Annotated in this window: 21 protein-coding genes; 10 read left to right on the plus strand and 11 right to left on the minus strand. The window is 71.2% G+C overall.

What is annotated here, in order from left to right; genetic code table 11:
- Positions 1 to 154: 154 nt before the first annotated feature.
- The 4 genes from ACFYR3_RS01740 (at position 155) to ybaK (ending at position 4,181) form a co-directional block, all read left to right on the plus strand.
- Entirely contained in the window at positions 155 to 1,735 is a 1,581-nt protein-coding gene (locus ACFYR3_RS01740) for an oxidoreductase (protein WP_355850312.1), read from the plus strand.
- A 135-nt stretch (positions 1,736 to 1,870) separates the two neighbouring features.
- Positions 1,871 to 2,911, plus strand: a complete 1,041-nt coding sequence (locus ACFYR3_RS01745; protein WP_389281012.1) for a hypothetical protein — start codon at positions 1,871 to 1,873, stop codon at positions 2,909 to 2,911.
- 11 nt (positions 2,912 to 2,922) lie between these two features.
- Positions 2,923 to 3,663 carry an LON peptidase substrate-binding domain-containing protein gene (locus ACFYR3_RS01750; RefSeq protein WP_355850318.1) on the plus strand — a complete coding sequence of 247 codons (741 nt, stop codon included), beginning with the start codon at positions 2,923 to 2,925 and terminating at the stop codon, positions 3,661 to 3,663.
- 17 nt (positions 3,664 to 3,680) lie between these two features.
- Entirely contained in the window at positions 3,681 to 4,181 is a 501-nt protein-coding gene (ybaK, locus tag ACFYR3_RS01755; protein ID WP_355850321.1) for a Cys-tRNA(Pro) deacylase, read from the plus strand.
- A 466-nt stretch (positions 4,182 to 4,647) separates the two neighbouring features.
- Here ybaK and ACFYR3_RS01760 read toward each other — a convergent pair whose 3' ends face one another.
- The 4 genes from ACFYR3_RS01760 to ACFYR3_RS01775 form a co-directional block, all read right to left on the minus strand.
- Positions 4,648 to 5,349 carry an AAA family ATPase gene (locus ACFYR3_RS01760; RefSeq protein ID WP_355850324.1) on the minus strand — a complete coding sequence of 234 codons (702 nt, stop codon included), beginning with the start codon at positions 5,347 to 5,349 and terminating at the stop codon, positions 4,648 to 4,650.
- 34 nt (positions 5,350 to 5,383) lie between these two features.
- Positions 5,384 to 6,205 carry an ABC transporter permease gene (locus ACFYR3_RS01765; protein ID WP_389281015.1) on the minus strand — a complete coding sequence of 274 codons (822 nt, stop codon included), beginning with the start codon at positions 6,203 to 6,205 and terminating at the stop codon, positions 5,384 to 5,386.
- An 88-nt stretch (positions 6,206 to 6,293) separates the two neighbouring features.
- Positions 6,294 to 7,268, minus strand: coding sequence for an ABC transporter ATP-binding protein (locus ACFYR3_RS01770; RefSeq protein ID WP_355850529.1), 975 nt, complete (start codon positions 7,266 to 7,268; stop codon positions 6,294 to 6,296).
- Between the two features lie 149 nt (positions 7,269 to 7,417).
- Complete coding sequence (locus ACFYR3_RS01775) at positions 7,418 to 8,635, minus strand: NYN domain-containing protein (protein WP_355850330.1); 1,218 nt, start codon at positions 8,633 to 8,635, stop codon at positions 7,418 to 7,420.
- Positions 8,636 to 8,859: 224 nt separating this feature from the next.
- Between ACFYR3_RS01775 and ACFYR3_RS01780 the strand changes: the two genes are divergently transcribed.
- Positions 8,860 to 9,039 carry a hypothetical protein gene (locus tag ACFYR3_RS01780; protein WP_261709820.1) on the plus strand — a complete coding sequence of 60 codons (180 nt, stop codon included), beginning with the start codon at positions 8,860 to 8,862 and terminating at the stop codon, positions 9,037 to 9,039.
- Positions 9,040 to 9,175: 136 nt separating this feature from the next.
- Here the strand turns inward: ACFYR3_RS01780 and dnaE are convergent, their stop codons facing one another.
- A complete protein-coding gene (dnaE, locus tag ACFYR3_RS01785; RefSeq protein ID WP_355850333.1) occupies positions 9,176 to 12,715 on the minus strand; it encodes a DNA polymerase III subunit alpha in 3,540 nt (1,179 codons plus the stop codon).
- A 264-nt stretch (positions 12,716 to 12,979) separates the two neighbouring features.
- On the opposite strand from dnaE, the gene ACFYR3_RS01790 reads away from it, so the two are divergent.
- The 4 genes from ACFYR3_RS01790 to ACFYR3_RS01805 all read left to right on the plus strand — a co-directional run bounded on the left by ACFYR3_RS01790 (position 12,980) and on the right by ACFYR3_RS01805 (position 17,979).
- The gene (locus tag ACFYR3_RS01790; RefSeq protein WP_355850336.1) at positions 12,980 to 14,308 is read left to right on the plus strand and encodes a DUF2252 domain-containing protein; all 1,329 of its coding nucleotides are present in this window, start codon (positions 12,980 to 12,982) and stop codon (positions 14,306 to 14,308) included.
- Positions 14,309 to 14,427: 119 nt separating this feature from the next.
- Complete coding sequence (locus ACFYR3_RS01795) at positions 14,428 to 15,114, plus strand: hypothetical protein (protein ID WP_355850339.1); 687 nt, start codon at positions 14,428 to 14,430, stop codon at positions 15,112 to 15,114.
- 174 nt (positions 15,115 to 15,288) lie between these two features.
- A complete protein-coding gene (locus ACFYR3_RS01800; protein ID WP_355850342.1) occupies positions 15,289 to 16,128 on the plus strand; it encodes a thioredoxin domain-containing protein in 840 nt (279 codons plus the stop codon).
- A 183-nt stretch (positions 16,129 to 16,311) separates the two neighbouring features.
- Complete coding sequence (locus ACFYR3_RS01805; RefSeq protein ID WP_389281019.1) at positions 16,312 to 17,979, plus strand: alkaline phosphatase D family protein; 1,668 nt, start codon at positions 16,312 to 16,314, stop codon at positions 17,977 to 17,979.
- A gap of 56 nt (positions 17,980 to 18,035) precedes the next feature.
- Here the strand turns inward: ACFYR3_RS01805 and ACFYR3_RS01810 are convergent, their stop codons facing one another.
- Positions 18,036 to 18,605 (minus strand): dienelactone hydrolase family protein, encoded by a 570-nt coding sequence (locus ACFYR3_RS01810; RefSeq protein WP_389281021.1) that lies wholly within the window; start codon positions 18,603 to 18,605, stop codon positions 18,036 to 18,038.
- 174 nt (positions 18,606 to 18,779) lie between these two features.
- Here ACFYR3_RS01810 and ACFYR3_RS01815 point away from each other — a divergent pair, with 174 nt between their 5' ends.
- Positions 18,780 to 19,922, plus strand: coding sequence for a mechanosensitive ion channel domain-containing protein (locus tag ACFYR3_RS01815; protein ID WP_355850351.1), 1,143 nt, complete (start codon positions 18,780 to 18,782; stop codon positions 19,920 to 19,922).
- A gap of 380 nt (positions 19,923 to 20,302) precedes the next feature.
- On the opposite strand, the gene ACFYR3_RS01820 is transcribed toward ACFYR3_RS01815, so the two are convergent.
- The 5 genes from ACFYR3_RS01820 to ACFYR3_RS01840 all read right to left on the minus strand — a co-directional run bounded on the left by ACFYR3_RS01820 (position 20,303) and on the right by ACFYR3_RS01840 (position 25,202).
- A complete protein-coding gene (locus ACFYR3_RS01820; RefSeq protein WP_355850354.1) occupies positions 20,303 to 21,889 on the minus strand; it encodes a Na+/H+ antiporter in 1,587 nt (528 codons plus the stop codon).
- A gap of 79 nt (positions 21,890 to 21,968) precedes the next feature.
- Positions 21,969 to 22,439 carry a GNAT family N-acetyltransferase gene (locus ACFYR3_RS01825; RefSeq protein WP_356783944.1) on the minus strand — a complete coding sequence of 157 codons (471 nt, stop codon included), beginning with the start codon at positions 22,437 to 22,439 and terminating at the stop codon, positions 21,969 to 21,971.
- Positions 22,440 to 22,477: 38 nt separating this feature from the next.
- Positions 22,478 to 23,422, minus strand: coding sequence for an RluA family pseudouridine synthase (locus ACFYR3_RS01830; RefSeq protein ID WP_355850357.1), 945 nt, complete (start codon positions 23,420 to 23,422; stop codon positions 22,478 to 22,480).
- Positions 23,423 to 23,595: 173 nt separating this feature from the next.
- Complete coding sequence (gene lspA, locus ACFYR3_RS01835) at positions 23,596 to 24,219, minus strand: signal peptidase II (RefSeq protein ID WP_355850360.1); 624 nt, start codon at positions 24,217 to 24,219, stop codon at positions 23,596 to 23,598.
- A 125-nt stretch (positions 24,220 to 24,344) separates the two neighbouring features.
- Positions 24,345 to 25,202 (minus strand): TraR/DksA family transcriptional regulator, encoded by an 858-nt coding sequence (locus ACFYR3_RS01840; RefSeq protein WP_389281024.1) that lies wholly within the window; start codon positions 25,200 to 25,202, stop codon positions 24,345 to 24,347.
- Positions 25,203 to 25,483: the final 281 nt, after the last annotated feature.

The following is a 25,483-nucleotide window of genomic DNA, read 5'->3' on the forward strand; positions in this document are numbered from 1 at the left end:
GCGCCGAGCCGTCGGACGCCCGTATCAATGGCTGATACAAGCCACCTTCGGTTCCACGGAAGATCCTCGTCACCAGTAGCGTTCGGGCCGTCACTGAGCGGGCATTGCACGGACGTACGAAACCCGTGAGTAGCTGGGGAGGAAGGGACGTGACGTGACCGAGGGTGCCGGCCTCCGCACCGGGGACCTGCCGGACGAACTGACCGCCACCGAGGCCGGGATGTGGCAGGCCTTCCGCAACGGCAGCGTGTACGACCTGCGCAGCGGGGACACGACCGTCGACGATCCGCACGGCGGCCATCCGTGGGGACCCGAGCGCAGTGTCCGGGCCCGGATAGTCGCCTGGCTGCTGCTCGACGGGCCACCCGCCCTCCAGGGCCGGGTCGCCTCCCTGAAGCTGACCGGAGTGCGGATCACGGATGTGCTCGACCTCGCGGGCGGCACGGTGGTGCCGTACGTGGAGCTGAAGGGGTGCCGGTTCGAGAAGGAGGTCCTGCTGCCGGAGTCCCGGTTCACGACCGTACGGCTGGTGAACTGCGCGGTGCCGCGGCTGGAGGCGGCCCGGCTGCACACCGAGGGCGATCTGCATCTGCCGCGCTGCCACTTCCACAACGGGGTACGGCTGACCGACGCGCACATCGGCACGGACCTGCTGCTCAACCAGGCCGTGGTCTACCGGGACCGGCGCGGGCGTTCGATCACCGGCGACGGCATGACCGTCGGGCAGGACCTCCAGGCCGAGATGCTGGAGTCGCACGGCGAGCTGAGCCTGCGCGGCGCCACCGTCGGCGTGTCGCTGAGCCTGCGCGGCAGCAGGCTCAGCAACCCGTACACCCGGCTCGCCCTCAACGCCCCCCAGCTGACCGTCAACCGCACGCTGTACATGACCCCCGCGGGCCTCGGCAATCCGCTGATGACCAGCGGCACCACACCGGCGCGCGGCACGCTGGTGCAGCGGTTCGAGTGCCAGGGCGGCATCCGCCTGGACGACGGGCGGTTCGGTGACGCCATCGACTTCGACCGGGCCCGCTTCACCTTCGACGACGACCAGGGGCTGTCGCTGCTCCGGGTCCAGACGCCCGAGCTGCGCTTCCTCGGCGAGCGGCCCGAGCGCGGCACGGTCGTGCTGTCCGGCGCGCGGATCGTCAACCTGGTCGACCGGGCGTCCAGTTGGCCGGGGCCCGGCAGCCTGCACATGGGCGGCTTCACCTACGAGAACCTGGTCCCGCAGGGGGCCTTCCCGCTGACCCGGCGTCTGGAATGGGTGGCGGCGTCGACCGCCGAGTACGCCCCGGAGCCGTACGAGCGCCTCGCCGCCGTGCTGCGCAACTCAGGTGAGGACGAGGACGCCCGCGAGGTGCTGCTCGCCAAGCAGCGCCGCCGCCGCGAGACCCTGCCGCTGGCCGCCAAGCTCTGGGGCTACGCGCAGGACTGGACGGTCGCCTACGGGTACCGTCCCGGCCGGGCCGCCCTGTGGATGGCGGTGCTGTGGGCGACGACGTCGGTCGCGTTCGCGCACGCCGGCCATCAGCCGGTCAACCGCGACGGGCACCCCCCGTGGAACGCCTCGCTCTACGCCCTGGATCTGCTGCTGCCGGTCATCGATCTGGGACAGGCAGGCTCCTGGCAGCTGCGGGGCGGCTGGCAGTGGCTGGCCGCGGTGGTGATCCTCCTCGGCTGGATCCTGGCGACGACGGTGGCCGCGGGGGCCACACGGCTGCTGCGCCGCGGCTGACGGAGCCGCACACGGGATCCACACGACCCTTTTACTCGTCCTTGACCGGATACCGTACAACCAATCGGCATTTACGAAAGCGTCACCGCATACCTCTGGCACGGCTCCGACCTGCGGTTTTCAATGGTCGACACCATGGCATTGCTGCGCGCACTCCTCCGTACGGCCCGGATGGCACGGAACACCTCACGCCTCGCCGCCGGACTGCCGGCCGACGAGGAGGTGCTGCTCGACGCCCCCGACCACCGGCTGGGCCCCGCACTCGTCGCGGCGGCCCGGGGCGAGTACGTCCCCGCAGCCGAGCTGTTGGCCACCACCCGGGAGTCCGCCGAGTGGGAGAACCGCGACCGGTACGCCGTGCGCCTCGCCGCCTTCGCGCGCTCCCGCGACGAATGGCTCAGGGAGTGGCAGGCCGCCGACCCGCACGACCCGGACGCCCTGCTCGTCAAGGCCGAACTGGCCGTCCGCCGCGGCTGGGAGTCGCCCGCACGGGTGGAACTGCTGCGCGAGGTCGGCCCGCTGATCATGTCCGCCGCCGAGGGCGATCCGCGCGATCCGGTGCCGTGGCGCATCGCGCTCGACCACGCCCGCGGCACCAACGTCGGGCACACCGAGTTCGAGCAGCTGTGGACGGAGGCCGTCCGGCGCTCCCCGCACCACTACGGCTGCCACGTGGCCGCTCTCCAGTACCTCTCGGCCGCCTGGTACGGCTCGCACAGCGAGTGCTTCGACTTCGCCGAGCCGGCCGCGCAGGACGCGCTGCCGGGCTCCCTGGTCCAGGCGCTGCCGGTGCGCGCGGCCTTCGCCTATCTGACCGAGGGCGGCGGTCCCGAGGTGCCGCGCGAGCGCCTGGACGCCGCGGCCGACCTCGCGATCTCGGTCTCCGCGGCCTACGCGGCCTCCGATCCGTGGCCCGCGGAGGTGCGCAACCTGCTGACGTACGTCCTGGTCCGGCTGGAGCGCTGGCAGGACGCCCTGGAGCAGCTGCGTCTCATCGGCCCGTACGTGACCTCGTTCCCCTGGGACCGGGTCTCGGAGGACCCGCTCGACCAGTTCCTGGAGCTGCGCGACGGTGTCCGCCTGGAGGTCGCGTCGGCGCTTCCGCTGCGCGATCCCGTCCTCGATCGGCATCCATGGAGTGGGCACGGCGGACGCGTCCCCTCCGTCGACCATTAGGCTTTCGCGTCGTGACCACCGTCCGGCTCCCGCTCTTCCCCCTGAACTCGGTGTTGTTCCCCGGGCTCGTGCTTCCTCTGAACGTGTTCGAGGAGCGATATCGCGCCATGATGCGCGATCTGCTCAAGACGCCCGAGGACGAACCACGCCGATTCGCCGTCGTCGCCGTCCGCGACGGCCATGAGCTCTCGCCCAGCGCGCCCGGCATGCCGGACGGAACCGCCGTGCCCGAGCGCGGGCCCGCCGCCGGCTTCGGCGACGATCCGCTCAAGGCCTTCCACGAGGTGGGCTGCATCGCTGACGCGGCGACCGTCCGTGAGCGCGCCGACGGCAGCTTCGAGGTGCTGGCGACCGGCACGACACGGGTCCGGCTGCTGTCGGTGGACGCCTCCGGCGCGTTCCTGACGGCCGAGCTGGAGGAACTCCCCGAGGACCCGGGGGACGAGGCCGGAGCGCTCGCCGAGGGCGTCCTGCGCGCCTTCCGCCAGTACCAGAAGCGGCTGGCGGGAGCGCGGGAGCGCTCACTGTCGACCGGCGCGGACCTGCCGGACGAACCGGCGGTCGTCTCCTATCTCGTCGCGGCCGCCGTGATGCTGGACGTCCCGGCCAGACAGCGGCTGCTGCAGGCCTCCGACACGGCTTCCCGGCTGCGCGAGGAGCTGAAGGTGCTGCGCGCGGAGACGGCCATCATCCGTAATCTGCCGTCGTTGCCCGCGTCGGACCTGACGCGCGGCCCGACGAGCCTGAACTGACGCTTGCGAGAAGATCGATGGCCAAGAAGGCGAAGAAGCAGCAGTCCGGCGGCACCCCGGCGACGGTGGCGCTGACGGAGGCGGGCGTCCCGTACAGCGTCCACGCCTACGAGCACGACCCGGCCCATCCGTCCTACGGCGAGGAGGCGGCCGAGGCGATGGGCGTCTCGCCGGAGCGGGTCTTCAAGACCCTGGTGGCGGACGTGGACGGCGCGCTCGTGGTCGCTGTCGTCCCGGTGGCGGGCTCCCTGGACCTCAAGGCCCTCGCCACGGCGGTGGGCGGCAAGCGGGCGGCGATGGCCGACCCGGCGGCCGCCGAGCGCACGACGGGGTACGTCCGCGGTGGCATCTCGCCGCTCGGCCAGCGCAGGAAGCTGCGCACCGTGCTGGACTCCTCGGCCTCCGGGCACGCCACGATCTGCGTCTCGGCGGGCCGCCGCGGCCTGGAGGTCGAACTCTCCCCCACCGACCTGGCAAAACTCACGGACGCCGTGTCCGCGCCCGTCGGGCGGCCGTAACCCTCCGCCGCCGGCCCCCGTCCCGGCGTCCGGGCCCGTCGAAGCCCGCGCCCGCCGTGCCCACACAACCCCGCACCGTCGGCGCCGACAGGCGGGCGCAACCCCTCCACATCCGCGCCAGTCCAGGCGGGCGGAACTCCGCGACGGCCACGCCCGCCGTGCCCGCACGACCCCACGGCGTCGGCGCCGACCGGCGGGCCCAGCCCCTCCACGTCCGCGCCCGTCCGGGCGTGCGGGACTCCGCGACAGGTCGCGCCCGTCGTGGCCTGTACGAGGCCTCGACGGATGTCCCGGGCTCGGTTAAGCACGAGTGGCATGTCGAAGAAAACGCGGAAACGCAAGTGGCGCATCAAGAAGGGCCGCTCGAACCACGGCCACCGTCCGGCCTGACCCACGCTCCGCACCGAAGGGCCGGCCGGGCGGCCTCTCCCGAGGCGCCCGGCCGGCCCTGTCCCGCCCCGCCCGCTCAGGCGGCGGGAGGTCCCGGCGGTGTGGCCGGGTAGGGGTTCTGCTCGTACGGGTCGGGGTCCCGGGGGCCGAACAGGGCCATCAGGCCGAGGTGGACCACCAGGGCGCTCAGGGGCCACGCCAGCAGCGCGCCCTTGGCCCCGAGCTTCAGCGGCGCGGAGAACGTGACGCCCTTGCCCACGGCCTTGGCGTGCGCGACCACGTTCTGCGGGGGCCCGAGCCAGACCCCGATCCGCCAGGCGAGAAGCGATCCGAGCAGGCCTCCCAGGGCGAGCGCGATCACCAGGGGCACACCGCCCCGCCGTCGTACGAGGAACACGACCAGGGCGCTCAGCGCCCCGAAGCCCAGCGCGAGCAGGGTGAAGGTCCCGTCGACGCCGATCGCCTGCTCCCCCTCGGTGTCCTTGAGGTACACCGCGGTGGCGTCCGCGATCAGTGGCACATGCGGCGCCAGCCACGACCAGAGCACCCCGAGCAGAGCTCCCGCGAGGGCGACCGCGACCGTGATCACGGCGGCCTCCCGCAGTTCGGTCTTCATCCCGGGTCCGTCCTGTCCGTAGGAGACCTCGTACGCGGCCGGATACGCGGGGTAACCCGCGGGTCCGGGAGCGGGCGGAGCCTGCCAGGCGGGGTGCGGTTGCTGCCGGTCCTGCGGGGACTGTTCGTGCGGCGGCGGAGGTGGAGTCAGCGGAGCGGTCACCCTGCCATCGTGCCAGGCCCCGCTGTCGGCCGCGTCACCGGACGGCCGCCCGACGGTAGGCCCAGGCCGCGAGGGCCAGTGAGGCCACCCCGACGCCGGCGCAGACGGCCAGATCGCCGAGGACGACGGCCCAGTCGGGATGCGCCCCGAAGGTGCGTGCGAATGCCTCGACACCGTAGGTCGAGGGCAGCAGATCCCGGGCGTACCGCACCGGGGTGGGCATCCGGTCGGCCGGGAGCACGCCCAGCAGCAGCGCCGCGGACATGCCCATCTGGCCGAGCAGGGTGGCGAGCTCGGGCCGCGGCGCGAGCAGCCCGAACGCGGCCCCGAGCCCGGCGAGCGCGGCGCCCGCGAGCGGGACGACCGCGGCGAGCACCCACAGATGGGCCAGCGGCAGCCCGAAGAGCAGAGATCCGAAGACGGCGGTGACGAGGGTGCCGGGCACGGTGAAGGACGCGTACGCGCCCGCGGCGCCGAGCACCACGGCCGCCGGCGGCACCGGCAGCGTCGCGTAGTGGTCGAGCCCGCCGCTCGCCCGCAGCTGCCCGAAGTACTGCGCGAGCAGGTTGAGGGCGACGAAGGCGACGACCAGGACGGTCGACCCGGCCACCACCGCGCGCGCCTCCGCACCGCCGTCCACCACCCCACGCATCATGATCATGATGCCGACGGACTGGAAGGTGGCCACGAACAACAGCGGGATCCGCGCGACGCGGGCCCGGGAGAGCTGCGCCCGGTACACGGCGGCCAGCGACGGCCACAGCCGCGCACGCGGCCCCAGCTCCGCGGCGGCACCGGCGTCCTCGGCCAGGGGCAGCGCGCTGCCCGGCAGGACTCCAGCGGGTACGACACTCACGTCGAACTGCTCCCCTTCACTCCGGCAGCCGTCCTGTTCCGCACACGTACGACGCCCCTCTCCCGTACGGATTCCACGCCCCGGACGCTCACGCCTTCACCAATCCCCGCGTCGCGTGGCCGCCGAGCGCCAAATACACGTCCTCCAGGCTCGGCGTGGCCAGCGTGAAGTCGTCGAGCGCGGCAAAAGCGGCGCCACCGGTGACCGTGGCCACGGCCGCGCGGGCCTCCTCGGGCGCGAGCCGCAGCGTCCAGCGGCGGCCCGACTCGACGGCGCGGGCACGCAGCGCGGCGACCTCGGGGACGTGCAGAGGGGCGCTCTCGCGCCAGACGAGTTCGACCCGCACCTCGCCCGCGACCCGTTCCTTGAGCCCGGCCGGGGTGTCGCAGGCGATGACCCGCCCCTCGTCGAGGACGGCGACCCGGTCGAGGACCGTCTCGGCCTCGATGACGTTGTGGGTGACGAGCAGGACCGTGGCGCCGTGCTCCGCGCGACGACGGTCGACGGCGGCCCAGACGGCGCGCCGGGCGACGGGGTCCATGCCGGTGGTGGGCTCGTCGAGGACCAGCAGCGGGCGCTGCCCGACGAGCGCGGCGGCGAGGCAGGCGAGCCTGCGCTGCCCGCCGGAGAGCTTCTTCAGGGGGCGGGAGGCGAGCGGGGTCAGACCCAGTTCGTCGAGGACGGCGTCCCGCTCGGCCCGCGCCGCGCGCAGGTCGAGCCCGCGCAGCCGCCCGGTCGTCTCGGCGGCGAGGGACACGGTCAGCTCGTCCAGGGCGGTGGACTCCTGCCCGAGGTAGGCCAGGATCCGGGCCGCGCGCTCGGGATGGCGAACGATGTCGTGCCCGAGGATCTCGACGCTGCCGCTGTCGGGACGCATCAGCCCGGTCAGCTGGCGTACGAGGGTGGACTTGCCGGCGCCGTTGGGCCCGAGCAGCCCGAAGATCTCGCCCCGCCGGATGTCCAGACGTACCCCGTCGGTGGCCCTGACCTCGGGTGTCGCCGGGGTGCCACGACGGCCGCGGACCGCCGGATAGGTCTTGGTGAGACCTCGCACGGCGCACACGACATCGCCCCTGTGCCCCATTCGGACCGCCTGTGCCGTGCGCGTACTCACGAAGGACGAGAGTACGTGGTCCGATGCCCTGTTATGCGATCGGGGCGGTCGCGGACCCCGGGCGAGGGCCTCCGCGGGCCTTCGCCGACGGCTTCGGATCACTCCCCGACGGGCGCGTGCTCCGTCGCGGTGCGCACATCGATCTCCCGCCAGAATCCGGCCCGGATCGCGTAGCGGTCGTGTTCGTCGATCTGGTCGTCCTTGTGCGCGAGCAGGCCGAAGCGCGCCGCGTAGCGCAGCAGCTCGCCGTCCACCCGGTGCGGAACCCGCGGGTACATCGCCGACAGCTTCTGCAGATGGCCCGGGTCGGTGAGGCGCCCCATCCAGCGGCGCGCGAAGACCTGGCCCACCTCGTAGGGGTCACCGCCGACGGTGGTGATGTCCTCCTCGCGGTCCGCCCACCGCTGCTCCGCGGAGGTGAGCTGGGCGAGCGTGGGCAGCGCGGCCGCCTCCGGTGACTCCATGGCGCCGCCCGGCCGGTCGACCCAGCCCTTGTCCGAGGACCAGCGCAGCGTCGCGTTCGTGGGGTGCTGGGCGGGCTGGGTGCCCGGTCCGCGGAGCGCGGCCAGGTCCTTCGGCGTGGGGACCCCCTTGGAGGCGGGCATCCGCTCCTGGGTGCCGTTCTGCGATTCGGCCGCCTGGTGGTGTTCGGCCTCCCGGACGGAGCGCTCGGCCGCCGCCGCGAGGGCCGACTCGGGCAGCGGCGCCGAGAGGATGGCGGCGATCTCCGGACGCGGCACCGGCGACGGGGCGCAGATCCCGCCGATCTCCTTGGCGCGGACCGCCTTCGTGATCCAGGCGCGGTCGAGCACCCGCCGCTCGTCGGCCTCGGCCACGAGGTCCTCGGACTGGTTGTAGTCACCGTCCGCGGCCTGCACCGCCCACAGGTGTACGGCGACGCCGTGCTCCTTGGCGGCCATCATGCCCGGCAGCAGATCCCCGTCACCGGTCACGAGGACCACGTCGGAGCAGGCACGGTTGCGCGCCAGCTCGGTCAGCTCGGCGTGCATGGCGGCGTCGACGCCCTTCTGCGCCCACCGCCCGTCGCTGCGGGTCAGTGCGCCCAGGCGCACCGTCACCCGCGGCATCACACGGAGCCTGCGGTGCTCGGGCTGCGGTACCCGGTCGGGGGCCCCGTCGAACCAGTAGATGCGCAGCAGGGGCCGCTCGGTGTCGGACTCGGCGCGCTCGCGCAGGCCCTGGATGAGGGCGGTGTGGTCGACGGTGATCCGGGATCGCGACGGCTCCCCGGCGAGGAGACTCGCGGCGGCCCCCAGCAGATACCCGGCGTCCACCAGGACGATGCAGCGGTCCACGCGATCCACCCTCTTTCCGGGAGGTTTGCTTCGGGCTTCCTTGGAGTCTGCCCGACCGTGCGGAGGTTAACGGCCGGAACTCGATCTTCGGCGTGGCGGATCGGAAGAACACCTACCGACAGGTCTTATTACGCACGGTAATTCTACGAAATGCGCCACTTGCCAGCCTATGTGAATCTGGTCGCGGCCCTGGCCCCTAGATCCCCCTCAGGAGGCAGATCACCATGGCCAAGAACAAGAATCGCAAGCAGGGCGGCCAGCAGGACCGCTCCTCGCAGGCCGAGCGTGCGCAGGAGCAGGCACAGCGGTCGTCGGCGCAGGCACAGCAGTCGCCGATGTCGCAGGCCCAGGGCAGCCCCGCTGATGTTGCCCGTAAGCATCAGAAGCGCTTCGGCCACAACTGAGGCCGCCGCGCGGGCTGTTGAGGCCCAGGCACGCACCGAGGGGCGCATCCGGTACCGGATGCGCCCCTCGGTGCGTGGTCAGTCCCGCCGTACGGCCTGCCGGGCCGGTGTCGCGCCCCGCGGCCTCTCCCCGATGTCAGCCGGCCAGGCAGGCCGGGCCGAGCAGTACCTTCAGGTCACCGAAGAGCGCGGGATCCGGCTTCACCCGGTGCCGGTCGAGGCGGAGCACCGTGGTCTTGCTCGGGCCCTGGAGCCTGATGCGGACCTCGCTCTCGCCCTTGTGGTGGCTGAGGATCTCGCCGAGGCGGCTGACCATGGGCGGAGTGACCTTCAGCGCCGGGATGGTGAGGATCACGGGCGCGTTGGTGCCCGCGTTCGACAGGTCCGGGACCTGGAGTTCCATCGCGACCAGCCGCGGCACGTCCTCGCGCTTGTCGAGGCGCCCCTTGACGAAGACGACCGCGTCCTCGACGAGCTGGGTCGACACCAGCTGGTACGTCGCCGGGAAGAACATGCACTCGATGGAGCCCGCGAGGTCCTCCACGGTGGCGATCGCCCAGGCGTTGCCCTGCTTGGTCATCTTGCGCTGCAGGCCCGAAATGATGCCGCCGATCGTGACGACGGCGCCGTCCGCGTGCTCGCCTCCGGTGAGCTGGGAGATACCCGCGTCCGCCTTGTCGGACAGGACGTGCTCCAGGCCGAAGAGCGGGTGGTCGGAGACGTACAGGCCGAGCATCTCCCGCTCCTGGGCGAGCAGATAGACCTTGTCCCACTCGTCGGTGGTGAACTCCACGTCGAGTCCGAAGCCGGGCTCGCTGGTGTCCTCGTCCCCCATGCCGCCGAAGAGGTCGAACTGGCCCTCGGCCTCCTTGCGCTTGACCGCCACCACGTTGTCGATCATCGGCTCGAACTGCGCGGTGAGGCCCTTGCGGGTGTGCCCCATCGTGTCGAACGCGCCCGCCTTGATCAGCGATTCCGTGGTGCGCTTGTTGCAGGCGACCGCCTCGACCTTGTCGAGGTAGTCGGGGAAGGAGGCGTACTTCCCCTTGGCCTTGCGGCTGCGGATGATCGACTCCACCACGTTCGTGCCGACGTTGCGGACGGCCGACAGGCCGAAAAGGATCACGTCGTCGCCCTGGGCGGCGAAGTTCTGCTCGGACTCGTTCACATTGGGCGGCAGCACCTTGATGCCCATGCGCCGGCACTCGTTGAGGTAGACGGCCGACTTGTCCTTGTCGTCCTTGACCGAGGTGAGCAGCGCGGCCATGTACTCGGCCGGGTAGTTCGCCTTCAGGTAGCCGGTCCAGTACGAGACCAGTCCGTACGCGGCGGAGTGCGCCTTGTTGAAGGCGTAGCCGGCGAAGGGGACCAGCACGTCCCACAGGCCCTGGATCGCCTCGTCGCTGTACTCGTTCTTGCGGGCGCCCTCCTGGAAGAGGACGAAGTTCTTCGCCAGCTCGTCGGGCTTCTTCTTGCCCATCACGCGGCGCAGGATGTCGGCCTCGCCGAGCGAGTACCCGGCGATGATCTGGGCGGCCTTCTGGACCTGCTCCTGGTACACGATCAGGCCGTAGGTGACGGCCAGCACCTCTTCGAGCGGCTTCTCCAGCTCCGGGTGGATCGGCGTGATCTCCTGGCGGCCGTTCTTGCGCTCCGCGTAGTTGATGTGCGAGTTCATGCCCATCGGGCCCGGCCGGTACAGGGCCGAGACGGCGGAGATGTCCTCGAAGTTGTCGGGCTGCATCTGGCGGAGCAGCGAGCGCATCGGACCGCCGTCGAACTGGAAGACGCCGAGGGTGTCACCGCGGCAGAGCAGTTCGAAGGTCTTGGGGTCGTCCAGCGGGAGGGCGAGCATCTCCAGGTCGACGCCCTTGTTGGCCTTCACCATCTTGATGGCGTCGTCCATGATCGTGAGGTTGCGCAGGCCCAGGAAGTCCATCTTCAGCAGGCCCAGCGACTCGCACTGGGGGTAGTCCCACTGGGTGATCGTCACGCCGTCGGTGTGCCGCACCCAGATGGGGGCGTGGTCGACGATGGGCTCGCTGGACATGATCACGCCGGCGGCGTGGACGCCCATCTGCCGGACCAGGCCCTCGACGCCCTTGGCGGTGTCGATGACCTTCTTCACGTCCGGCTCGTTCTCGTACATCGCGCGGATCTCGCCGGCCTCGCTGTAGCGGGGGTGCGAGGGGTCGGTGATGCCGTTCAGGTCGATGCCCTTGCCGAGGACGTCGGCGGGCATCGCCTTGGTGAGCCGGTCGCCCATCGCGTACGGGTAGCCCAGCACGCGCGCGGAGTCCTTGATGGCGTTCTTCGCCTTGATCTTGCCGTACGTGCCGATCATGGCGACCTTGTCGGCGCCGTACTTCTCGGTCACGTACCTGATCACCTCGACGCGCCTGCGCTCGTCGAAGTCGATGTCGACGTCGGGCATGGAGACGCGCTCGGGGTTGAGGAACCGCTCGAAGATCAGACCGTGCGGGATCGGGTCGAGGTCGGTGATGCCCATGGCGTACGCCACGATCGAGCCGGCCGCGGAACCACGGCCGGGGCCGACCGCGATGCCCTGGTTCTTGGCCCACATGATGAAGTCGGCGACGACGAGGAAGTATCCCGGGAACCCCATCTGGATGATGACGTCCATCTCGTACTCGACCTGCTTCTGGCGGTCGTCGGGGACGCCGCCGGGGAAGCGGCGCTCCATGCCGAGCCGGACTTCCTCCTTGAACCAGGTGACCTCGGTGAAGCCGTCGGGGATGTCGAACTTCGGCATGAGGTTCTTCGCCTCGAACATGCCGGTGGTGTCGATCTGCTCGGCCACCAGGAGGGTGTTGGCGCAGCCCTCCTGCCAGGCGTCCGAGGAGTCGACGGCGTACATCTCGTCCGTCGTCTTCAGGTAGTAGCCGGTTCCGTCGAAGCGGAAGCGGTCCGGGTCGGAGAGGTTCTTGCCGGTCTGGATGCACAGCAGCGCGTCGTGGGCGGTCGCCTCGTGCGCGTACGTGTAGTGCGAGTCGTTCGTCACCAGGGGCGGGATGCCGAGCTTCTTGCCGATCTCCAGGAGTCCGTCGCGAACCCGGCGCTCGATCTCGATGCCGTGGTCCATCAGCTCCAGGAAGTAGCGGTCCTTGCCGAAGATGTCCTGGTACTCGGCGGCCGACTTCAGGGCCTCGTCGAACTGGCCGAGGCGCAGTCGGGTCTGGAGCTCGCCGGAGGGACAGCCGGTGGAGGCGATGAGCCCCTCCGACCACTTGGAGATCGTCTCCTTGTCCATCCGGGGCCACTTCTGGAGCCAGCCCTCGGCGTAGGCGTCCGAGGAGAGCTTGAAGAGGTTGTGCAGGCCCGTCCGGTTCGCCGCCCAGATCGTCTTGTGCGTGTAACCGCCCGAACCGGACACGTCGTCGCGCTTCTGGTGCGGCTGGCCCCACTTGATCTTGCGCTTGTTGCGCCGGGACTCCGGGGCGACGTACGCCTCGATGCCGATGATCGGGGTGACGCCCGCCTTCTTCGCCGTGTGGAAGAAGTCATAGGCCCCGTGGAGGTTGCCGTGGTCGCTCATCGCGATATGGGACATGCCCATCTCGTTGCACGCGTCGAACATGTCCTTGAGCCGCGCGGCACCGTCCAGCATCGAGTACTGGGTGTGGACGTGCAGGTGCGTGAACGGCGGCTTCGACACGGTTTCGGCCTCCAGGAAGAACCATTGGTGACAGGCTGCGAACAGTCTGGGGGGTCAGCGTCGAAGTCTATGACGCGCGACTGACACTCGGCGGAGGATCACCCGTACCTTCATGCGGGGCCGGGATTCCGGGCGTACGTTCGTCGCCGGAACCCGGGCACTCCCGCGTATCTTCGTCCGTTGGAAGTGGACGGACCCCTTGTCCCCGGGGCGGCGCGCCCGCCCTGTCAGCCACGCACCACCTGCACCAGGAGGCACCCAGCGATGTCGGTCCCGCAGCTCAGCGCCGAGCAACGCGGCGAGCAGATCCTCGCCGTCTTCGACACCGCCTTCGGCGAGCTCCTGGCCGCCGACCCGGCCGCGTTCCGCGTGAAGTTCCGCAAGATGGCGGCCTCCGCGTTCGCCTTCTACCGCGGCACCGCGGCGCTCTTCTACCACGACCTCGACCAGGACCGCCGGGGCGGCCCGTACCTGGACGAGCGCACCTCGCGCGTGTGGATCCACGGCGACCTGCACGCCGAAAACTTCGGCACGTACATGGACGCCCAGGGCCGCCTGATCTTCAACGTGAACGACTTCGACGAGGCCTACGTCGGCCCGTTCACATGGGACCTCAAGCGCTTCGCCGCCTCCGTCGCCCTCATCGGCTACGCGAAGGCGCTCAGTGACGAGCAGATCACCGAACTGGTGCGGGTGTACGCGGCCGCCTACCGCGAGCGCATCCACGCCCTCGCCACCGGCGCCAAGAGCGACGAGGTGCCGCCCTTCACGCTGGACACCGCCGAGGGCCCGCTCCTGGACGCGCTGCGCGACGCCCGCTCGCTGACCCGCTTCGGGCTGCTCGACTCGATGACCGAGATCCGCGACTTCGAGCGCCGCTTCGCGCCGGGCGGCGGCTCCATCGAGCTGGACGCCGCCACCCGCTACAAGGTCCTCGCGGCCTTCGACGGCTATCTGGAGACGCTCCCGGAGTCCTCGCTGACCCGCCCGGACTCGTACCGGGTGAAGGACGTCGTGGGCCGCCGCGGCATCGGCATCGGCTCGGCCGGCCTGCCGTCGTACAACATCCTTCTGGAGGGCAACAGCGACGCCCTGGAGAACGATGTGGTGATCTACATCAAGCAGGCCCAGACCCCGGCCGTCTCCCGGCACATCACGGACTCCTCGATCCGCGACTACTTCCAGCACGAGGGCCACCGCACGGTGATCTCGCAGCGCGCCCTGCAGGCGCACGCCGACCCGTGGCTGGGCTGGACCGAGCTGGACGGCGCGGGCCAACTGGTCGCCGAGGTCTCGCCGTACGCGGTGGACCTGGACTGGGGCGACATCGACGACCCCGAGGAGATCGCCTCGGTCGTAGCGGACCTCGGCCGGTCCACCGCCACGATGCACGCGGCGGCGGACGACGAGAGCGGCCACTCGGAGCTGGTGCCGTTCTCCACGGAGCGGGCCATCGACGCGGCCATCGCGGCCGACGAGGACGGCTTCGCCGACCTCCTGGTGGACTTCGCCCACAGCTACGGCACCCGCGCGCGCGGCGACCACCAGATCTTCGTGGACCTGTTCCGCAACGGACGGATCCCGGGACTGTAGGCCACCCGACCGGTCGCGGGGCTGTGATCCACGCGACCGGTCGTCTCACAACGCTCCCGTAACGCACAGGAACCCTTTAGGGGACGCTTACGGGAGCGCGTGGGAGACTCGCCTCCGCTATGGACATATCCGGGACCCAGCTCAGAGCCGCGCGCGCGGCAGTGTTCACGGCTGTCGTCGTGACGCTCTCCGCCGCGTCGCACGTCATGCTGTCCCGGATGCCGCTGCCGCTGTCCACCCTGGCCGCGATCACCACCGCCGTCTTCGCCCTGTCCTTCGCGCTCGCGGGCCGCGAGCGCGGCTTCGGCCGGATCGCCGCCCTGCTCGTCCCGCTGGAACTGGCCGCCGACACCGTGTTCACCACGGGCCAGCACGTCTGTTACGGCAGGGCGGGCGGTCCGGTCGCGGGTCCGCTGCGCTCGGTCGGCATCGACGTGCTGTGCGCCGGCGGCAACGTGGGCACCCCGCTGTCCCAGGTGACCGGCGGCGCCCCCGACCGTGCCGCCGCCCTGCTCGCGCACGCCGACCCGGCCGCCGCGTGGCTGCTGCTCGGCGTGCATCTCACCGTCGGTCTGCTCGCGGCCGCCTGGCTGCGCCGCGGCGAGCGCGCCTTGGCCCAGTTGCTGCGCGCGGTGGCCGCCTCGACCTTCCGGCCGCTGCTGCTGGCGGTCGCCGCGGTGACCGTACGGCTCGCCCCGGCTCGTCCGCTGCCGCGCACCGCGCGCCGGTCGACCGCCGCCCGTACCCGCTTGTTCGTGCACTCCCTGGGCCGGCGCGGACCGCCCCGCCCGGCCGTTCTCGCCTGAGCGACGGCTCCTGAGCCACGCCCTCTGAGCGACCGCCCCGGGCCACGGTCACCCGCCACCGCTTCCGGGCGACGGCGTCTGAACGAACGTTCCCGAGTACAGCCCTGAGCACCAGCAGTCCCCCTTACGTATTCCGCGTACCACGTGTGCGCGTCCCTGATGGAGATCACCACTATGAGCAAGCGGAACAGCCAGGCGTCGAAGACCGCGGCGCGCGAGAGGCTGCGCATCGAGCGCGAGCGCCAGGCCAAGCGCGACAAGATCAAGCGCCAGGCGATCGTGGCCGGTTCCCTGGTCGCGGTCCTCGCGATAGCGGGCGGCATCGGCTACGCGGTCGTGCAGAACAACAAGCCCAGTTACTGGGAGGGTCTGAAGGACGCCAAGGTCGTGGCGCCGGCCAACTCGACCGGCACCGACGGCACGACCTTGGTCTTCGGCAAGAGCACCGCGAAGAAGACCCTGAAGCTGTACGAGGACCCGCGCTGCCCCGTCTGCGCCAGCTTCGAGCAGGTCGTCGGCTCGACCGTCAAGAAGGACCTCGACGACGGCAAGTTCAAGATCCAGTACATCGGTGGCACGTTCCTCGACGGCGACTCGCTGGGCAAGGGCCAGATCGGCTCGCGCGGCGAGGGCTCCAAGAACGCGATGAGCGCGATGGGCGCCGCGCTGAACGTCAGCCCGGAGGCGTTCCTCGAGTACAAGACCGCGCTGTACTCGGCGAAGTGGCACCCGGACGAGACGACGGACAAGTTCAAGGACGACGCCTACCTCATCAAGGTCGCGAACACCGTCCCCGCGCTGAAGGCCAACACCACGTTCCAGGACGCGGTCAAGAAGGGCACCTACGACGCCTGGGCACTGGCGATGTCCAAGACGTGGGACAACAACAAGGACGGCGTCACCGGCACGCCGAGCCTGGTGATGAACGGCAAGAAGCTCACCGGCGCGGACGGCAACGCGCCGATGACGGTCGCCGACTTCACCACAGCGATCGACGCGGCCCTCAAGGCCTGACCGGCGCGGCCGTCAAGGTCCGGCTGGGCGCCGCGGCGGGCCCCGAACCGTCCGGCGCGACAGGCCGGGTGGCCTGAGTGGCCTGTGTGGGCCGAGTGACCTGAGCGGCGAAAAGCCGAAGAGCGGGCGAACTTTTCCAGTTCGCCCGCTCTTGGCATGTACCGCTCGGTAACCTCATCGCCCGTGACCAGTCGACAGAGATCATCCGACTTCGCGGAAGCCCTCAACTCCCGCGCCCCGCGCCGCCGTACGGTCGTCAAGGCCGCGGCCGCCACCGCCGTCCTCGCCGCCCCGCTCGCGGCCGCCCTGCCCGCCCGCGCCGCCGAGGCGCCCGCCTTCCTGCACGGCGTCGCCTCCGGCGACCCGCTGCCCGACGGCATCCTGCTGTGGACCCGGGTGACGCCCGGCTCCCAGGCCATACCGGGCTCCGGACTCGGCCCGGACACCGAGGTGAGCTGGACCGTCGCGAGGGACAAGACGTTCACCACGATCGTCGCCAAGGGGTCCACCGTCGCGACGGCCGCCTCCGACCACACCGTCAAGGCGGACATCCGCGGTCTGCAGCCCGCCACCGACTACTGGTTCCGCTTCTCCGCCGGCGGCACCGACTCGCCCGTCGCTCGCACCCGCACCACCCCGGCCGCCGACGCCTCCGTGGTCGGCCTGCGCTTCGGAGTGGTCTCCTGCGCCAACTGGGAGGCCGGCTACTTCTCCGCGTACCGTCACCTCGCGGCCCGCAACGACCTGGACGCCTGGCTGCACCTCGGCGACTACATCTACGAGTACAAGTCCGGCGAGTACGGGACCCGCGGCACGGTCGTACGGCCGCACTCCCCCGCGGGCGAGATCCTCACCCTCGCCGACTACCGCACCCGGCACGGCCGTTACAAGACCGACCCGGACCTTCAGGCCCTGCACCACAAGGCGCCGGTCGTCGCGATCTGGGACGACCACGAGTTCGCGGACAACTCCTGGTCGGGCGGCGCGGTCAACCACACCGAGGGCGCCGAGGGCGCCTGGTCGGACCGTCAGGCCGCCGCGAAGCAGGCCTACTTCGAGTGGATGCCGGTCCGCCCGGCCATCGCCGGCACCACCTACCGCAGGCTGCGCTTCGGCAAGCTCGCCGACCTCGCGCTGCTCGACCTGCGCTCCTTCAGGTCGCAGCAGGCGTCCACCGCCAGCGGCTCGGTCGACGACCCGGACCGTACGATCACCGGCCGCGCCCAGCTCGACTGGCTGAAGTCCGGTCTCAAGTCCTCGGACACCACCTGGCGTCTGGTCGGCAACTCGGTGATGATCTCGCCGTTCGCGGTGGGCTCCCTCTCCGCCGACCTGCTCAAGCCGCTCGCCAAGCTGCTCGGTCTCCCGCAGGAGGGCGTCGCCCTCAACACCGACCAGTGGGACGGCTACACGGACGACCGCCGCGAACTGCTCGCGCACCTGCGCTCCAACGCCATCCGCAACACGGTCTTCCTGACCGGTGACATCCACATGGCCTGGGCCAACGACGTTCCGGTGGACGCCGGTACGTACCCGCTGTCCGCCTCCGCCGCCACGGAGTTCGTGGTCACCTCGGTCACGTCCGACAACCTCGACGACATCGCCAAGGTCCCCGAGGGCGTCGTCTCGGCCATCGCCTCCCCGGTCATCCGCGCGGCCAACCGTCATGTCCACTGGGTCGACACCGACCGCCACGGCTACGGCGTCCTGGACATCACCGCCGACCGCGCGCAGATGGACTACTACGTGCTCTCCGACCGCACGGACCCCGGCGCGACCTCGTCCTGGGCCCGTTCGTACCGCACGCGCAGCGGCACGCAGAAGGTGGAGCGGACGTACGACCCGGTGTAGGTACCCATGGCCCCGGGGCCCGTCCGTCGACCGGGCGGGCCCGCCCAGGGCTCCGGCTAGAGAGTGTCGAGGAAGCCGAGCGCCACCTTCCAGGTGGCCTCGGCCGCCTCGGCGTCGTAGTCGGGCAGGTCGGGGTCGGTGTAGAGGTGCCCGGCGCCCGCGTAGCGGTAGATCTCCACGTCGGCTCCGGTTCTCTGCATCTGGAGATACCAGGCGCTCAGCCAGTCGTCCGTCTCGAACTGGTCGGGCTCGGCGACATGCAGCTGGACCGGCAGTTCGTCCACCGACGCGCTCTCGGCGATGTCCGACGTGCCGTGCAGCAGGAGCAGGCCGCGGGCCTTCTCGTCGCCGAGGGCCAGGGTCTGGCCGATGGAGGCGCCGAGGGAGAAGCCCGCGTAGACCAGGCCGCGCTCGGAGTGGGGAGCGGCGGCCAGGACCGCCCGCTTGAGCAGCTCGTCCTTGCCGATCTCGTCGCTGAAGGCCATGCCCTCCTCGACGGTCTCGAAGGTGCGCCCCTCGAAGAGGTCGGGCGTCCACACCTCGTGTCCCGCGGCCCGCAGCCGGTCCGCCGCCGCGCGCACCGCCGGCCGGTGACCGTAGGTCGAGTGAAAGAGCATGATGTTCATGGACCCCATGGTGCCAGCCTGCACTGACAGCGCCTGGCGCCCGTAACCCCGTACCGGGTGGCGCGGGGTAGCCAGTGCCGGGTCGCGGGGGTACCCCTTCCGGGACGCGGGGATACCCCGTTCCGCCCGGAGAACACATGTTCATGACGCCGGTGGCCGGTTACGTTCTCAGGCATGGAGAACGTACTGCGCCCGGTGATCGTCGTCGGCGGCTCGGTCGTGCTCACGCTGCTCATCGGGTGGTCCGTGGACCGCCTGTTGCGGCGGGCGGACGACCGGCACAGCGAGACCTCCCTGTGGGGTCTGCTCCGCCGTGGCCGTATCCCCTTCCAGCTGGTCCTGTTCGCGGCTCTGCTCAGAGGCTCGTACGACCAGGCGAAGCTGCTGGTGGAGCACCGGATCGGCATCGGCCGGACCCTGACCCTGCTCCTCATCGGCGCCGCCGCCTGGCTGGTGGTGAGCATCGCGACGGCGGTCGTCGAGACCTCGTACACGCGCTACGCGAACGCGCACCGCGATCCGGCGCGGGTCCGCCGGGTCCGCACCCAGGTCGCGCTGATCCAACGGGTGGTCACCGCGGTCGTCGGCGTCGTCGCTGTCGCCGCGATGCTGCTCACCTTCCCGGCGATGCGCGCGGCCGGGGCCTCACTGCTGGCCTCGGCCGGAATCCTCGGCATCGTCGCCGGTGTCGCCGCCCAGTCCACGCTCGCGAACCTCTTCGCCGGACTGCAGATCGCCTTCGGCGACATGGTGCGGCTCGGCGACACGGTGGTGGTGGACGGCGAGTGGGGCACGGTCGAGGAGATCACCCTGACGTTCCTGACGGTACGGACGTGGGACGAGCGCCGGATCACCATGCCGGTCTCGTACTTCACGTCCAAGCCGTTCGAGAACTGGTCGCGCGGCACCCCCCAGATGACCGGCATCGTCTTCCTGCACCTCGACCACTCCGCTCCGGTGGAGGCGATGCGCGGGAAACTGCGCGACATCCTGCGCGAGTGCCCGGCCTGGGACGGCCGCGACTACGGCCTCGCCGTCACCGATTCGACGCCCAACACCATGCAGGTGCGCGCCCTGGTCACCGCGAAGGACGCGGACGACATCTGGACGGTGCGGGTCACGGTCCGCGAGCAGCTGATCCGCTGGCTGACCGAACAGCACCCGTACGCGCTCCCCCGCGTCAACACCGCCGAGGCCGTGCTGCCCCCCGGGCAGAGCCCGCGCACGGGCCGCCCGGAGCCGGACGCGGTGGCAGCCCGCCCGAACCACGGCCGCCATGCCCACGAACCACCCCGCACCGGCCCCGGCCGCGGCTGAGGACCACCCCCCGGGACCGGGCCCTGGAACCCGGCGACCTGCCGGAGCTGCGGTGGGAGGCGACCGGCAGGACCGGACCGGCCGACCTGCCAGGCGTGGCGCCCCTGCCGGGCGACCGTCTCCCCGACGTGCCGGAGCCGCCTGGCCTGCTGCCCGGGCCGGGCGGGCGGGATCCGCCGGGCATGCCGGATCGGCCGGACTGCCGGACGGGGCGCCCCTGCCAGGCCTGGCAGGGCCGCCTCCCGGCCCCCGAGGGCGGCGCCGTCTGCCGGTACATGCCGGGTCTGCCCCTGCCGGGCGTGCCGGGTCCGCCGGGTACGGCAGGTCCCCGGGCATGGCCGTCCGGGCGGCAGGGCGCGCGGGTGAACCGCCGGCAGGCGTCAGCGGAGGCTGCGGACGTCGAGGTGTCTGAGAACCCGGTCGACGATCTCCGGGTCGGCCCCGGGCTCGCTCCGCGCGGACAGCACCTCGTGCCGGGCCGCGCTCATCATCTCCCCCTGGATCCGCCGCATCCGCTTCATACGCCGGACCCGCTGCTGATGCGCGTCGCGCCGCTCCTCGTCCCCCATGTCGGGGCTGATCCGCACGCCGATCTCGAAGGCCCGGCGCAGCAGTTGCTCAGAGACCTCCTCCGGCAGCTCCTCCACCTCCTCGATCTCCCGCAGCCGCCGCTTCGCGGCCTTGGCCGCCCGTACGGCGAGCTCCTTCTCGAAGGCCTTCTCGACGTCCTCGTCGGCCCGCACCCCGAGTTTTCTGACCAGCCACGGCAGGGTGAGCCCCTGGATCACCAGGGTCGCCATGATCACCCCGAACGCGATGAACACGATCTCGTCCCGGTCGGGGAACGGCGACCCGTCGTCCATCTTCAGCGGAATCGCGAGCGCCAGGGCCACGGAGGCGACCCCGCGCATCCCGGCCCACCACATGACCACGGTCTCCCGCCACGACGTCGGGATCTCCTCGTCGTAGTCCCGCTTGGCATGCAGCCGCTTGGTCAGCCAGGTCGCGGGCAGCAGCCACGCCAGGCGTACGAGCACGACCACGACCACGATCGTGGCGGCCCAGCCGAGCATCTCGCCCCACCGCCCCGCCGCCGTACGGATCGCGTTGTGGAGTTCGAGTCCGATGAGCCCGAAGGCGACGCCGGTGACGAGCGTGTCCACCACGTCCCAGACGGTCGACCCGGCGAGCCGGGTCATGACGTCGTCGGCGTCGGTGGCGTACTCCGCGAGGAACAGGGCGGTGGTGAGCACGGCGAGCACCCCGGACCCGTGCAGTTCCTCGGCCAGCACGTACGCGGCGTACGGCACCAGCAGGGTCAGCCCGATCTGGAGGGTGGCGTCGCCGACGATCGTCATCAGCTTGTTCGCCGCCCACCCGAGGGCGACTCCCATGACGAGCGCGACGACGGCGGAGAGAACGAGGTCGAGTCCGGCCCGCCACGGCGAGAAGCTCCCGCTGACCGCGGCGGCGATCGCGACGTGGTACAGCACGATGGCCGTCACGTCGTTGAAGAGCCCCTCCCCCTCCAGGATCGACACCAGCCGGCGCGGCAGCCCGAGCTGTCCCGCGACGGCGGTCGCCGCGACCGGGTCGGGGGGCGCCACCAGCGCGCCGAGCGCGAAGGCGGCGGCGAGCGGCAGGCCCGGCACGATCGAGCTCGCGACGGCAGCCACGGCCAGCGTGGTGACGAACACCAGCGCCACGGCGAGGAGGAAGATGGGACGCTTGTTCGCGGTGAACTGTCTCCACGAGGTGCGCCGCACCGCGGCGTACAGCAGCGGCGGCAGCAGCGCGGGCAGGATGAACTCCGGCGGGATGTCCACGTTCGGGACGAAGTCCAGCACGGCCAGCACTATGCCGAGCAAGGTCATCAGGACCGGCGCGGGAAGCCCGAACCGCTCTCCCACCGGGACACTGATCACGGCCCCGAGCAACAGCACGAACAGCAGGGCCAACTGATCCACGGTCAGCGCTCCGGCGGGGTCTAGACGATCAAGGGCGAACCAGACCTCAAGCGTGCCACGGCCCTACGACAATCCCCGCTCACAGGGCCTTGCGCATCGCGCGGTGCGGCATTCCGGCGTCCGCGAACTCCGGGCCGTACGCCAGGTACCCGAGCCGCTCGTAGAACCCCAGCGCGTGGGTCTGCGCGTGCAGGTCCACGGCGGCCAGGCCACGCGCGCGTGCCGCGACCTCGATGGCCAGGACGAGCGCGGCGCCGACGCCGAGCCCGCGCGCCTCACGCGTCACGGCGAGCCGCCCGAGCGAGCCCACGGTCAGATCGCCGCCGACTTTCGCCGCGGCCGCCTCACCCTCCAGGAGACGCCCGGTGCCGAGCGGTACGCCGTCCTCGCGGACCGCCAGCACGTGCAGGGCACCGGGGTCGTACGCGTCGTACTCGATGTCCTCCGGGACGCCCTGCTCACCGACGAAGACGTCCTTGCGCACCGCGAAGCATGCCTCACGGTCGGTGACGTCCTCGGCGACCCGCACCTCGTACGTCCAGCCCCGCACCGCCGGGGAGACTCCCGCCGCCCCGTCCGAACCGCCGCTCACGCGTTGCTCTCCTCACGCACCCTGTCGAGCGCCTGCTGAAGGTCCTCGGGGTAGTCGCTCTCGAACTCCACCCAGCGCCCGTCCCCGGGGTGCTCGAAGCCGAGCCGCACCGCGTGCAGCCACTGGCGGGTGAGGCCGAGGCGCTTGGCGAGCGTGGGGTCCGCGCCGTAGGTCAGGTCGCCGACGCAGGGGTGACGGTGGGCGGCCATGTGGACACGGATCTGGTGGGTGCGCCCGGTCTCCAGCTTGATGTCGAGCAGGGAGGCGGCACGGAACGCCTCGACCAGGTCGTAGTGGGTGACCGAGGGCTTGCCCTCGGCCGTGACCGCCCACTTGTAGTCGTGGTTCGGGTGGCGTCCGATGGGCGCGTCGATGGTGCCGCTGGTCGGGTCCGGGTGGCCCTGCACGAGCGCGTGGTAGCGCTTGTCGACCGTGCGCTCCTTGAACTGGCGCTTGAGCGACGTGTACGCGTACTCCGACTTGGCGACGGTCATCAGGCCCGAGGTGCCCACGTCGAGACGGTGCACGATGCCCTGGCGCTCCGCGGCGCCGGAGGTCGAGATGCGGTAGCCGGCGGCCGCGAGACCGCCGATGACGGTCGGTCCCGACCAGCCGGGGCTGGGGTGCGCGGCCACGCCGACGGGCTTGACGATCACGAGCACGTCGTCGTCGTCGTGGATGATCTCCATGCCCTCGACGGGCTCGGCGACGATCTGTACGGGCACGGGGGCCCCGGGCATCTCGACTTCGAGCCAGGCGCCGCCGTGCACCCGCTCGGACTTGCCGACCACCGAGCCGTCGACCGTGACCTTCCCCGCCGCGGCAAGCTCTGCGGCCTTGGTACGGGAGAAGCCCAGCATGCGGGAGATGGCGGCGTCGACACGCTCGCCCTCCAGGCCGTCGGGCACGGGCAGGGTGCGGATCTCGGGAACGGTGCTCACCCGTCGAGTATGCCGGACGGCTCGGACACCACCGGACCACGGACCGAACGCCCGTGCCCGAGGAGACCCGCCCGGCGGCCCCGTACACGGGCCGCGGGCGCCGGTCCGAAGGCCTGCCCTACGGCCCAACCTCAGCCCTTGTGGACCGTGGCTCAGTCCTTGTGGACCATGTCTCAGTCCTTGTGGACCGTGCCGTCCGGGTCGAGGCCCCGGAAGGACAGCAGCACGATCAGGATGCCGCCGCAGACGATCGCCGAGTCGGCGAGGTTGAAGACGGCGAAGTGCTTGGGCGCGATGAAGTCGACGACCGCTCCCTCGAAGACGCCGGGCGAGCGGAAGACCCGGTCGGTCAGGTTGCCGAGCGCGCCGCCCAGCAGCAGGCCCAGGGCGATGGCCCACGGCACGCTGTAGAGCTTGCGGGCGAGCCGGGCGATGACGACGATCACCGCCGCCGCGATCACCGTGAAGATGATCGTGAACGCCTGACCGAAGCCGAAGGCGGCGCCCGCGTTGCGGATCGCCTCGAACCTCAGCCAGTCCCCGATGATCTCGATCGAGTCGTGGTGCTCCAGCTTCGCCACCACGATCATCTTGCTGACGAGATCGAGGGCGTACGCCAGCACGGCCACCGTGAAGAGCACGGCGATCCTGCGCTTGCCCCTGGGACGCTCGGCCGGGGCCGGCGCGGCGGCGCCGGACCGGTCGCCGGACGCCGCGTTCCCGTCGGACTGCTCCGGCTCGGCCCCCGCCGCCCCTGGAATGTCCGGCGTACCGATGATGCGCTCCGCCTCTGCCACGTGAGTGAGTCCCTCGACCTAGGTTCCTGACTGAGGACGAGGGTACGGCACACGCTCCTGGGCCCACATGCTCAGGAGCTCTCAATGACCGCGAGGTGGTGGCGCTCCCGCGCGGCGCCCGGGGTTCAGTGCCTGCGTTCCTCCTTCTGCTTGCACTCGACGCACAGGGTGGCGCGCGGGAAGGCCTGCATGCGGGCCTTGCCGATGGGGTTGCCGCAGTTCTCGCAGAGCCCGTAGGTGCCCGCGTCGAGGCGGTCCAGGGCGCGCTCCGTCTGCTCCAGCATTTCGCGCGCGTTCGAGTTGAGCGCCATCTCGTGCTCGCGTGTGATGTTTTTCGTACCGGTGTCCGCCTGGTCGTCACCCGCTCCGTCGCCGGAGTCCCGCATCAGGCCCGCGAGAGCCTCCTCGGACGACGAGATCTCGGTACGCAGCCGCAGCGCCTCCGACTGGAGTTCCGCGCGGGCCGCCCCGACCTCCTCCGGGGTCCAGGGGTCCTCCCCCGGCCGCACCGCGAGCTCGCCGGGCTCGGCCGCGGCGATCCTCGCCTTCGGTACGGCGGTGGCCTTCTTGGCGACCGTGGCCGCGCCACGGGTCTTCTTCGCAACCACCGTCGTGGCTCCCGTCGTCTTCGCGGCCTCGGCCGCGCCCCGGGCCGCGGAAGCGGCCGTCTTCTTGGCCGTACTGGTGCTCTTCCTCGCCGTGCCGCTGCTCTTCTTGGCCGCGGATTTCCTGGACGCGGACTTCCTCGCCGCTGTCGCCGTCTTCTTCGAGGACGTGGTCTTCTCGGCGGCCGGCTTCTTGGCCGCCGCCTTCGAGGACGTGGTCTTCGAGGACGCCGATTTCGTGGCAGCCGTCTTCAAGGACTTCGCCTCGGCTGTCGCCGGGGCCGCCTGCGCGTTCTTCTTCCCACCCACATTCCTGGCCGCCGCACTCGTGGATCTGCCGGACGCCGACTGCTGTACGGCGGTCTTCTTCGCCACCATGGCCGCGGCCCCTTCACATATTGTGATCTTGCTCGCGAATCGTGCTGGGACGATAAATCGACTTCTGGCCCGCGGCAACGGGACCCGCCCACGATTCGCCCGCCTCGCGAGCCCCGCGCGGCGAGTCTGCATGCGTTGTGCCCAGCTCCCCGCCGGGTAATCCGCCGGGCCCGGGGTCCCAGGATCCGGACGCGCGCGCCTCGCCATTCGGGTCACCGCGCATGCCACGGCGATGCCCGGGAAAACCGGTCGGCCGCTGTCCCCGGGGCGCCGTACACTGG

Source organism: Streptomyces sp. NPDC005784, assembly GCF_042871525.1.
In the GTDB taxonomy this organism is placed as follows: Bacteria; Actinomycetota; Actinomycetes; order Streptomycetales; family Streptomycetaceae; genus Streptomyces.

Coding starts and splice junctions, on each gene's coding strand:
- ACFYR3_RS01745 (WP_389281012.1), top strand. CDS start 1,871: ATGGCATTGCTGCGCGCACTCCTCCGTACGGCCCGGATGGCACGGAAC.
- ybaK (WP_355850321.1), top strand. CDS start 3,681: ATGGCCAAGAAGGCGAAGAAGCAGCAGTCCGGCGGCACCCCGGCGACG.
- ACFYR3_RS01780 (WP_261709820.1), top strand. CDS start 8,860: ATGGCCAAGAACAAGAATCGCAAGCAGGGCGGCCAGCAGGACCGCTCC.
- ACFYR3_RS01790 (WP_355850336.1), top strand. CDS start 12,980: ATGTCGGTCCCGCAGCTCAGCGCCGAGCAACGCGGCGAGCAGATCCTC.
- ACFYR3_RS01795 (WP_355850339.1), top strand. CDS start 14,428: ATGGACATATCCGGGACCCAGCTCAGAGCCGCGCGCGCGGCAGTGTTC.
- ACFYR3_RS01800 (WP_355850342.1), top strand. CDS start 15,289: ATGAGCAAGCGGAACAGCCAGGCGTCGAAGACCGCGGCGCGCGAGAGG.
- ACFYR3_RS01810 (WP_389281021.1), bottom strand. CDS start 18,605: ATGAACATCATGCTCTTTCACTCGACCTACGGTCACCGGCCGGCGGTG.
- ACFYR3_RS01815 (WP_355850351.1), top strand. CDS start 18,780: ATGGAGAACGTACTGCGCCCGGTGATCGTCGTCGGCGGCTCGGTCGTG.
- ACFYR3_RS01840 (WP_389281024.1), bottom strand. CDS start 25,202: ATGGTGGCGAAGAAGACCGCCGTACAGCAGTCGGCGTCCGGCAGATCC.